The sequence below is a fragment of the Enterococcus sp. S53 genome (assembly GCF_016516865.1).
In the GTDB taxonomy this organism is placed as follows: Bacteria; Bacillota; Bacilli; order Lactobacillales; family Enterococcaceae; genus Enterococcus_D; species Enterococcus_D innesii.
In genome coordinates this window covers 1-8299 of sequence record NZ_JACVUH010000031.1, presented here as the reverse complement: position 1 = coordinate 8299, position 8299 = coordinate 1, and the positions used below count along the sequence as shown (strand labels likewise).

The 8299-nt window shown below is 36.2% G+C and carries 15 protein-coding genes; 11 read left to right on the top strand and 4 right to left on the bottom strand.

The genetic code is table 11. The features are described 5' to 3' along the window. Window positions 1-145 precede the first annotated feature (145 nt). The 3 genes from IAE45_RS18135 to IAE45_RS18125 all read right to left on the bottom strand — a co-directional run bounded on the left by IAE45_RS18135 (window position 146) and on the right by IAE45_RS18125 (window position 2842). The gene (locus IAE45_RS18135) at window positions 146-1291 is read right to left on the bottom strand and encodes a tyrosine-type recombinase/integrase (protein ID WP_200127299.1); all 1146 of its coding nucleotides are present in this window, start codon (window positions 1289-1291) and stop codon (window positions 146-148) included. Window positions 1292-1786: 495 nt separating this feature from the next. Beyond that, window positions 1787-2464 carry an ImmA/IrrE family metallo-endopeptidase gene (locus tag IAE45_RS18130; protein WP_200127297.1) on the bottom strand — a complete coding sequence of 226 codons (678 nt, stop codon included), beginning with the start codon at window positions 2462-2464 and terminating at the stop codon, window positions 1787-1789. 9 nt (window positions 2465-2473) lie between these two features. Beyond that, window positions 2474-2842, bottom strand: coding sequence for a helix-turn-helix domain-containing protein (locus IAE45_RS18125; RefSeq protein ID WP_200127288.1), 369 nt, complete (start codon window positions 2840-2842; stop codon window positions 2474-2476). 290 nt (window positions 2843-3132) lie between these two features. Between IAE45_RS18125 and IAE45_RS18120 the strand changes: the two genes are divergently transcribed. The 6 genes from IAE45_RS18120 to IAE45_RS18095 are packed head-to-tail and all read left to right on the top strand — an operon-like array spanning window position 3133 to window position 4461. Then, a complete protein-coding gene (locus tag IAE45_RS18120; RefSeq protein WP_060792331.1) occupies window positions 3133-3315 on the top strand; it encodes a hypothetical protein in 183 nt (60 codons plus the stop codon). A 12-nt stretch (window positions 3316-3327) separates the two neighbouring features. Continuing rightward, the gene (locus IAE45_RS18115; RefSeq protein ID WP_200127286.1) at window positions 3328-3630 is read left to right on the top strand and encodes a hypothetical protein; all 303 of its coding nucleotides are present in this window, start codon (window positions 3328-3330) and stop codon (window positions 3628-3630) included. Continuing rightward, complete coding sequence (locus IAE45_RS18110) at window positions 3627-3830, top strand: hypothetical protein (RefSeq protein ID WP_200127284.1); 204 nt, start codon at window positions 3627-3629, stop codon at window positions 3828-3830. Before IAE45_RS18115 ends, IAE45_RS18110 begins: the two co-directional genes overlap by 4 nt. 25 nt (window positions 3831-3855) lie before the next feature. Then, window positions 3856-4038 carry a hypothetical protein gene (locus IAE45_RS18105; protein WP_200127282.1) on the top strand — a complete coding sequence of 61 codons (183 nt, stop codon included), beginning with the start codon at window positions 3856-3858 and terminating at the stop codon, window positions 4036-4038. Between the two features lie 16 nt (window positions 4039-4054). Continuing rightward, a complete protein-coding gene (locus IAE45_RS18100) occupies window positions 4055-4243 on the top strand; it encodes a hypothetical protein (protein ID WP_200127280.1) in 189 nt (62 codons plus the stop codon). Window positions 4244-4248: 5 nt separating this feature from the next. After that, on the top strand, window positions 4249-4461 hold the full coding sequence (locus IAE45_RS18095; protein WP_144771878.1) for a Thoeris anti-defense Tad2 family protein: 213 nt from the start codon (window positions 4249-4251) through the stop codon (window positions 4459-4461). Here the strand turns inward: IAE45_RS18095 and IAE45_RS18090 are convergent. Continuing rightward, entirely contained in the window at window positions 4458-4841 is a 384-nt protein-coding gene (locus IAE45_RS18090) for a DUF2513 domain-containing protein (protein WP_200127278.1), read from the bottom strand. The genes IAE45_RS18095 and IAE45_RS18090 overlap by 4 nt on opposite strands. A 78-nt stretch (window positions 4842-4919) precedes the next feature. Here IAE45_RS18090 and IAE45_RS18085 point away from each other — a divergent pair, with 78 nt between their 5' ends. From IAE45_RS18085 to IAE45_RS18065, 5 genes are all read left to right on the top strand, one after another. Further along, window positions 4920-5627 carry a Rha family transcriptional regulator gene (locus IAE45_RS18085; protein ID WP_200127276.1) on the top strand — a complete coding sequence of 236 codons (708 nt, stop codon included), beginning with the start codon at window positions 4920-4922 and terminating at the stop codon, window positions 5625-5627. An 11-nt stretch (window positions 5628-5638) separates the two neighbouring features. Next, window positions 5639-5866: a hypothetical protein gene (locus tag IAE45_RS18080; protein WP_200127275.1), complete on the top strand. Its 228-nt coding sequence runs from the start codon at window positions 5639-5641 to the stop codon at window positions 5864-5866. 32 nt (window positions 5867-5898) lie between these two features. Next, window positions 5899-6126: a hypothetical protein gene (locus IAE45_RS18075; protein ID WP_200127273.1), complete on the top strand. Its 228-nt coding sequence runs from the start codon at window positions 5899-5901 to the stop codon at window positions 6124-6126. Between the two features lie 179 nt (window positions 6127-6305). After that, window positions 6306-6629, top strand: coding sequence for a hypothetical protein (locus IAE45_RS18070; protein ID WP_200127271.1), 324 nt, complete (start codon window positions 6306-6308; stop codon window positions 6627-6629). Beyond that, window positions 6626-8299, top strand: a 1674-nt coding sequence (locus IAE45_RS18065; protein WP_200127269.1) for an AAA family ATPase, incomplete at its 3' end; no start/stop codon positions are given. The genes IAE45_RS18070 and IAE45_RS18065, both read left to right, overlap by 4 nt.

Below are 8299 nucleotides of genomic sequence, written 5' to 3'. Positions count from 1 at the left end.
CCAGTATATAGTAGTAAGGAAATGATTTAATTAAAAGACGCAGTGAAATAACTTCATTAAAAACCCGTTGGGGCTCTAAGGCTCTAACGGGTTTTGTCTTTTATACATAGTTCCAAGGGGCAGAAAAGGGGCAATAAATTGTAGTTTAAAGTCCGTCCTTTTCCAAATCTTCCAGTATATTGGCACGCATATTTTTAGTAACGTGTGTGTAAATCTGATTTGTAATCTTAGAATCCTCATGACCAACTCTATCCATGATTGCTTTTAGCGGATAGCCTTTTTCGGCAAGCCAAGAAATATGAGTGTGGCGAAAAATATGTGAGGATAAATTCTTATGTTCAAGTCCAACTCTTGCTCCAGCTTTTTTCAATCCGAGGTTGAAAGAATTAATTTGAACGGGAACACCATTTTTAGTTACAAATAGATAGTTCAATTTCTCAAATTTAGGATTCTCAATATCATCCAAATTCACTTCATCAATGGTTCGTTGGACGAGATCGATTGTCCTTTTTGTGATATCGATCGTTCTATAAGAAGCATTTGTTTTAACAGGTCCTTTAATACCCTTTCGATAACCTCCAGTTCGGTCAATTGATCCACTTACATGGGCTTGGCGATTAACCAAATCAAAATCATTTGGCTGCATTGCTGTAGCCTCGCCAACACGCATCCCCGTCAAGAACATAAATTCTGCTAATCTACCTAACCGATATGTCGAGGGGCGACGATATAGTTCTTCAATGAGCATTTCTGCTTCTTCTCGTTCTAAGTATTTGTTTTCAAGCTTCTTGAAGTCCTCACGAGTCTTTGGTCTCTTCTTTATGATAACGTCAGTCATTGGGTTAAAATCCACGTAGCTCATTCTACGAGCGTATTCAAATACCATATTAAAAATAGATTTTATGGTACTCATGTATTCATCCGAATAATCAAGCTTATTGAATGCAGTTTGTAATAAAGGGGCATCTATGTTGTCAGTCCAAACATCAGAACCGATCATTTCCTTCACAGTTTTTATAGTGGCGTTGTATGCGGACTTCGAACTGTTCCTAAGCGGCTTTTTATGACCTTCATACCATTGATCAATCGCATCATGGAACATGATCCGCTCTTTTTTCTTCTCGTTTATCGCTTCGTTAATCTTTGAATCTAACATCTTACGTGCTTTGTTAGAGGCTTGAGCAGAATCGCTTGTGAGTATAACACTCTTCTTTTTGGTCTTCTCGGAATACGGATCCTTATATCTCTCTACGTATTTAAAGCGTCCATCCGCTAGTTTTTCAATCCACACTTTCAACAACTCCTATTTTCTGATACAATAGGCGTAACCTATTGGTTATTTTCTGTTTGCACGCCCCCTGACTACCAGGAAAGAGGGGCGTGTTTTTTTATAGCATTGTAATTATCAACCAAATGCAAAACAACCCCAAGGGTATCATAAAAATAAAACACCCAATTTGCTGAATGACGTTGCCTGTTTTTTCGATGCTGTCTCCAGACTTTTCCATTTTCTCTCCGAATCTGTATAACTTCGAATTAGCTAGATGTGATTCGTAATCATAAAATATTTTATGAACATCATCTGGATTATATTGGATACCGCAGTTAGGGCATTGCGTTGTATTAAAAGTTAGATAGAAATCTTTAGAACAATTCTCGCATTTGATTTTTAACCTCTTGCTTTTAACATCCATTTAAAACACCTCATTTCTTTGATATAATAATTTTGTAATCTCTCAGAAATGAGTAATCCTTATCGAAGCTGGAACTTCGGTAGGGTATTTTTTTATAAACTATTCTGGTATGCGTATTCAATTTCTTTTTTCTTTGTACTTCCCCAACCAGAAAGGCGCTGATTTATAAAATACTTATCATCTTTATTGTTTTGAAATCTTTGAATCAGATTTGATGCTGAAGAACCGTTTATGTTTAGTGTTGTTTGACAGAATTGCACCAGCCTAGTATAAAGAGCCGGAAAAGACATTCCAAGAGCATCTGCCATTTTATAGAAAGAAATGTCTGTTTCCATAAACTTTACAATAGTTATGTCAGGAAGCATTTTAACTCCAGCTCCCGCATTTGCCAATCTTTCAACTGCTAATTCTTCCTTAGTATAAAAAGCCGTATTTTCCTCAACATTAAAGAATTTTTGAGTAGGTTTATTTTCATCAAAGTCATAGATAATATGATCCGTCTCATGAGCTGCACTAAAACGTTGACGAGCCAAAACCATTTTTGAGTTAATAAAAATTGCTGTTGTATAATTACTTTTAACTGTGAATCCAGAATAAAAATCTAAGGACAATCTAGGGGGATTATTTATAAATTCAATTTTATTGTCAGCTATAAATTTTTCAAAATACATTTCCCAATTATATTCAATAGGGTCTATATCGTTTTCTAATAAAAATCTATTGAGTAACAAGTTATTACTTTCGATACGCTCTGATACCTCAACATCCATCAAATACACCTACTTATTTTTGTTCTTTTCATCTAATTCTTTCATCGTAAATTTAACAAAATCCATGAGCTTTACAACTTCTCGTCTATACTCATCCCGCTTCTCTTCAGGTATTTCCATTTCGTTTTTTCGAAACATCATAACTAAATCATCGTATTCATCTTCAGACTCTGCATTATGAGGATTATCCGTTCTACCCAACAAATAATCAACAGATACTCCAAAATAATTGGCTATTTCCTGCAATCTTTCAGCGGAAGGGTTAGAACTTTTTAATCTATATAGTACATTTCTACCATATCCTAATTCTTCTTCCACTTTGTTTAATGATTTTCCTTGCTTTTTTGCTAATTCTTTTATTCTCTCAAACGTTGTCATATCAATATTCCTTTCGTTCAAGAAAAATATTTAACATTATTTGTTAAATAAATGTTGATTAATTTAACAATAGGTGTTAATATCATTCTTGTAAACAAGTTTAACAACTATAAAGACAACAAAAACACCTTTGATTAATAAATGCCAACCGCCAAGAAAGCTTTTAAATCAATGTTTATATGTCTTATTTAACTATGGACTAATGTTAACACTACATGTTAATTAAGTCAACATAATTTATTAAACAGTTGTTAAACTTGTTTCGCAATCTGATAAGCGAGGTGAATAAAATGGCAACTTCAAAGGAAACTGTTCAAAAGATTTTGGACTATTTCGATACACAAGGGTGGCTTATCCCTGATGTAGCAAGTGCATTAAATGTGTCTGAACAATATCTTCGAAGAGTTTTAAACAATCCGGAAAAACATCCGAAACAAATCACAAACATTATTGCCCATTACAAAATTAGATAGGAGATTGGTTCTATGAAAAAGCCGACTTTAAAAGAATTGATCATATCTGCTGAAAAAGAAGCAAATCCAGATGATTGGTATCGACAAGGGCTTATACTAGAAAAATTTCATGGGATGTCAAAATCAGCTTTGCTGCAATACTGCAAGGAGATGGACGAAATTCCTGAATTCGCAGAAGGTTTGCTTCGCCCGGGCCCTTCAACAACATTCATTCATTATCATACTTTCTTATGGTTCCTAAAATGGAAGGACACCAACAAATATCTGACTAAGAAAGTATCGCCGAAAGAAGTGCTTGGCGGTGTTACAGCATGAACTACACCTTACAACAAGAGCTTATGATCCACGGTCTTATCAAAGAAAAGATGAGAACCTTACACGATCAACTTAACGATCGGAAAGTACCATTGACTGACACACAGCGAGATCTATCGATTCGAGAATTGAGGAGTTATCAAGAGTTGATTTATCAGAATCGGTTGAATCGGCAATTAAACAATTCATTAACCAAATAATATGACTGAAGAGGAGAAATACAAAATGAATAAATTACAAAAAGAAAGCATTCAAAACAACCGGAAACTTACTGCGATGAGACGTGAGCTTCGTAATACAAAGGATAAAGCGGCGAGATTCCAAATTGAAGAAGGTATCAAGGAGTTGAAAGCATCCATTAGAAATTATGGTCGTGGACCTTTAGTTACAAAACCATTTCCTAAATAGAATTGAGGTGAGATGAATGGATAACTATTTAGAACGCATCGCCATCGCCTTGGAAAGCGCGGCAAAAAGCCTCAGTACTTTGGCAGAAGATACTAAGGCTAATAAAGAATTAAAAATAGAGGTATTGGCAAATCTTGAAGGTATGGAAAAATCAATTCGAGAAATACAAGAGAATCCATTTGGTTTAAGACAAAGAGGTGATTAAGAGTTATGAACATAAAAGAAGCTGTGAAAAAAGCCTTATCAGATGGAAAGTGCATATATAGAAAATCTGAAAAAGAAGCAGGAATCGATGTGAAAGTAAAGCCGACCACCAGCAGTTGGGAATGTTGTTTGCTTATTTCACCTAATCTAGAAGAGATTGGTATTAGATGGAATCCTACTGCTGATGATTTAATGGCTGAGGATTGGGAAACTGATTAATCCAATTTAAGAGTCTTCATAATTACATTACTAGCAATGGTACTCATTATGTCGATTGATACACTTGTGATTTTAGATGAAATCTTTTTACTTTCTTTCCAAATTTTAGGGTCTCTAATATTATCCAAGTATTTATGGCCTTCAAAAGTCAAACTTTTTATACAAGTAATATAAGGTTTACCACTGGCGATTTTCACATAACCATTAATTAGTTTAGCATCATCATTTCCAATTTTAGTAATAGTGTAGCAAATTTCATCTTTCGAATATTTCTCGAGACGTTCCGATTCGAAAATACTATCGTTAGTAACTTGATTATTGTATGGAAGTTCTTCAGCAAACAATAAAACATCTCGAATGCAATCGTGATTTAACTTCAATATTCTGTACCCCTTATCAATTATTTCAGCCGACCACTGACTGATAAGGAAATTATACAACAGAAAGGAAATTGAAAAATGACAAATTTAGTAATTATGAAAGACCAACAAGCAGTAACAACTAGCTTAAATTTAGCTGAAAGCTTTGAGAAAGAACACAAAAACGTAATACAGGCTATTGAAGCAAAGATTCAATCGGCTGAAAATTCAGCGCATTACGAAAAAATGTTTGCTGTGGGAACTTACAAGGATTCTAGAGGAAGACACCAAAAGATGTATTACATGAATCGGGACGGTTGGACATTTATCGCTGTTGGATTTACCGGAAGAAAAGCAGATGATTTCAAACTTAAATACATTGAAGCTTTCAACAAAATGGAGGATCACATCAAGCAACAACCGCAGATTCCTGATACACCAAGAGGTCTTGCCTTGCTAGCTCTCGCTGCAAATGAAGAAGCAAGTAAACGCATTGATGATATCGACACTCGTCTTGTAGACATCGAAGAAAACAAACTGATCACTACTGAAGACAAAGGAACCATCGATCGTGCGGTCCAAAAGAAAGTCTATCAGATCTGCAAGGATCAACATCTTGGACAAGGCGCAAAAAGCATGCTGTTTCAGGATTTAGGATCAAGCATCAAACAATTGTTCAGTGTTCCAAATCGTGGCCGTATTAAAGACAAGGATTTCCAAAAGGTTTTGGGGTTTATTGACCATTGGCAGCCGTCATCTGTAACCAAGGAACGAATCAATCAGATTCAAACGGAATTAGAAATGTAGGAGGAACTTAAATGAAAATCAACGAAAAATTAGAGCAAAAATGGCAAGAGTGGGAAACGATGATGGAAGGCGCTGAAATGCTTCTAAATGCTGCGAGAGATTTAGGTTCAACTGTCGTAAACGAGGATGAAACGTTTGTTGATTTAGCTAGCGAAAAAATCCAATTAACCATTGACCAATTGGAATGCGCAAAGAAATTGGTTGAAAAGATAGAATTCGCAGAAGAAATAGTGGAATAGGCAAATAATTTTTAAGGGAGGTAATTAATCAGGTGAAAGGACTGCGAAGATCGGCATTCATCATCACGATATTTTTCTTAGGCGTTTGGTTCGGAAACTACCGTCAATTGCCAGATTGGGCAATCATAGCATTGCCAGTGTCAATCATGTGGTGGTTGATCAAGTATGACGAGATTGCATATAGGAGACGGTTAAGGAGGGGAGTAAAAAATGCTGATAGAAGAAAAGCTTCATCAGTTCCAATGCAAGAGCTGCAATAGAAAAACGCTTATCAATGCTACAGAATTGAAAAAATGCGAGCCATGGAATGGTCCCTACTGCACGAAATGTGGCAGACGTCTCAAGGAGATTGAGAAATGAAGAGACAACAAAAAGAGCTTACACCAGTTACCGCTAGCGTAAGCCAAAATTAAACCATTATTCAAGGAGAGTGTAACACATGAACGAAAAAATTCAAAATTTGATTATGGCACTAGCATTGGAGTGTCGTGCGAACAATGTCGCTTTATCATTATGTGCCTTTGATGAAAATGGCTTAGCATCATTATCTCAGGTGGGTTCAAACACTCAGGTTGAACTGTCTATTTTTAATCAGCTTGACCAATGGGAAGAAAACCTGAAGCTTTGTGATTGCCAGGAGTGTAAAGCCAAGTTAGAACAACTGAAAGAAAACGAGCAAGAAAGGTTAGAAAAAAAGTCGCCAACAAATTCTGATGATCTTTCTGAGAAACTCGCAGCATTTTTCCGAGGTGATCTCACATGAAAAAAATCACTTTAAATCGTTTATCACTTAAACACTTCAAAGGTTTGGATTCGTTCGAATTTGAACCGCAAGGCAAAAGCGCCACAGTAAGCGGTCAGAACGGATCAGGAAAAACAACACTGGCTGATGCATTACTTTGGTTGCTTTTTGGCAAAGACACTCGAGGTGCAAAATTAAACCCTAAACCTTTGGATGGAAACAACGAGGAAAAATTAGGGTTAGAACCCACTGTTGAAACAGAGCTTGTCATTGATGGCACTATGGTCACGTTAAAACGAGTTCAAGAAGAAAAATGGAACACACCTCGTGGACAACTTGAAAAGGTTCGAGTTAGTGACACAACCAAATACACGATTGATGGCGTTCCGACCATGGAAAAAGAATGGAAAGCATATTTTGAAAAAATTAGTGCTGAAACTATTTTGCAGATGCTTTTTGATTCTACCTTCTTCATGAAGATGAACTGGAAAAACCGTCGTGAGATCTTGGTCAACATGACTGGCTTAAGTGATGAAGAAATCATCGCAAAAGATCCAGCGTTGAAAGGTATCGAAAAAGTCATCAAGGAGCATACGATCGATGATTATCGAAAAATCCTTTATTCACAGAAAAAAGAAGTGAAGAGACAAATTGATGGATTACCTGCTCGAATTCAAGAGGTCACAGAAATGTTCGCTAAAGCAAAAGCTGACATCGGGGACCAATCTGCTGATGAGATTCAGGAGCAAGTTTTTGAATACGAAGCCGATGTGTCTGATTTGCAAAATAAATTAAATGCAATCGCCGCTGGCAATGCAACGCTTGATCATCATGAAGTACTAGCCAATTTGAAAGTTAAGCTAGCAAATGCTCAATCCGCTTTTTTGTCCAGTACTAATATGGAAACACGATCTTTACAAGATGATCTCAATAAGCAACGACGAATCGTGAATGAAATTCGTTCGCTTAGGGACGAAGAAGAAATTAAGAAAGATAGGGTAATCAAACAGTTCTATGATTTAGATCACTTTCTAACTGAGCATCGCAATAAATATCGCATATTAAAAGAAACTGCTTTTGATGATCATCAAAAAGTATGTCCTACATGCGCTCAGGAACTACCGGCTGATCAAATCGAAGGAATGGTTTCGAGATTTAACCAGCAGAAAACAAAGGACATGGAATCCAACATCGCTGAGGGGAAAGCCGCTAAAGAGAAATTGCTCGCTTACAAAGGCGTAATTGCTGATCACGAAAAAGAATATATTCGTTTAGAAAATAGTTTATCTGAAGCAGAAGAAACATTGAAAAAAATCAATGAGGAACTCGTATTCATTGAAAGCTCCACTCAAAAATTTGAAGAAACAAAAGAATATCAAAAAATTCAAGATCAAATCAAAGTCGTGCAACAAAAGATCTTGAATGCAACTTCTGACACAGCAGAAGAAGAACAAGACCTAAAAGAACAAATTCGGCAAAAACGAGTATTGATTGCGGAAGCGCAAGCGAAATTCCAGCAAATTAAAGGACTATCCGGTTACGAAAATCGTATCGAGGAACTGAAAAAAGAAGATGCTGCATTGAAGACGCAAAATCAGGAGATTGAAAAAAACATGTTTCTTCTGGATGAGTTCACTCGTAAAAAAGTCAGCTATCTAGAAGAGTCCATCAACAGCAAGTTTGAACTCGTC